The organism is Methylosinus sp. R-45379 (genome assembly GCF_001644125.1).
In the GTDB taxonomy this organism is placed as follows: Bacteria; Pseudomonadota; Alphaproteobacteria; order Rhizobiales; family Beijerinckiaceae; genus Methylosinus.
Window position 1 is genome coordinate 1 of sequence record NZ_LUUM01000058.1, and the last position, 1132, is coordinate 1132.

Annotated in this window: 1 protein-coding gene; it reads left to right on the plus strand. The window is 64.0% G+C overall.

Annotated features, from left to right (window positions below):
* Positions 1-237: 237 nt before the first annotated feature.
* Positions 238-1132 (plus strand): type IV pilus twitching motility protein PilT (locus A1351_RS03705; RefSeq protein ID WP_064032242.1); only part of this gene is annotated, 895 nt, incomplete at its 3' end.

Below are 1132 nucleotides of genomic sequence, written 5' to 3' on the forward strand. Positions count from 1 at the left end.
GGATCGTCCGTATCACCGATCAGCCCGGCCTGCAGGCCGATGCGCGGCGCTGGGTGTCCAAGCGCCACGGCCCCTGCCCGAGGTGAGAGCGGGATGAGAGCAGCTCGACGAACACCGCGCACTCGGGGAGGGAGAGACGTGACGCTTCATGATTTAGCGACGGACGCGTCGGCTGATGAAACATGGAATAGCGCCGGTCTGTCCTGGGTGGCGGACCCAAGAAAGAGCGCGCCCGGCTTGGATTCACTGCTCACCTGGGCCTATCGCTCGGGAGCGTCGAAAGTCTCGTTTCAGACGGGGCACTGCCCTCGGCTGAGGATCTACAGCCGCAATCGCAAGGTCGGCGACACGACGGTCGATGAGGCGGAGATCGCACAGATCGTCAATCATCTCTATGGCGCCGACGGCATGGCGCATATGCAGGGCGGCGGCGAGCTCGATACGACCTATGAGATCGCCTTGAGCCGCACCGAGCGGCTTCGCTACCGTCTCAACGTCACTTCGACGCGCGGCAGCCGGAGGTCCGTCAATATCGTGCTGCGTCCGATCCCCGGATTGCCGCCATCCCTGGAGGAGCAGCTCGTCGAGCCCGGCATCATGGAGGCGTTCCGCCCGCGAAACGGCATGGTCATCGTGTCGGGCGGCACGGGCTCGGGAAAGTCCACGCTGATCGCCGGTATGACGGTCGCCAAACTTTTCGACCCGACCGGGCATTACGACATAATCGAAGGCGCCGCCCCGGTCGAGTTTTTGCTCGATCGCGTCAAGAGCCCGAACTCGACGATCAATCAGAGCGAGATCCCCCGCGATCTTCCGACTTTCGAACAGTTCATTCGCGGCTGCATGCGACGCGAGCCGACCGACATTATCGTCGGCGAGTGCCGCGATTCGGTGACGATGAGCGCGGCCATTCAGGCGGCGATCTCCGGCCATGCTCTGACGACGACGATCCACGCCAATGACGTCGCGCTGACGATGCAGCGCATCGCCAGCCTCTGCCCCTTGGCCGAGCGCGAGAATTTGATCAGCGCCGTCGCGCAATCGCTGCGGCTCGTCGTCAATCAGAGGCTGACGCGGTCCTTGGACGGGAAGCGCACGGCGCTGATCAAATTCTCGCGCTCGGCCAAGGGGC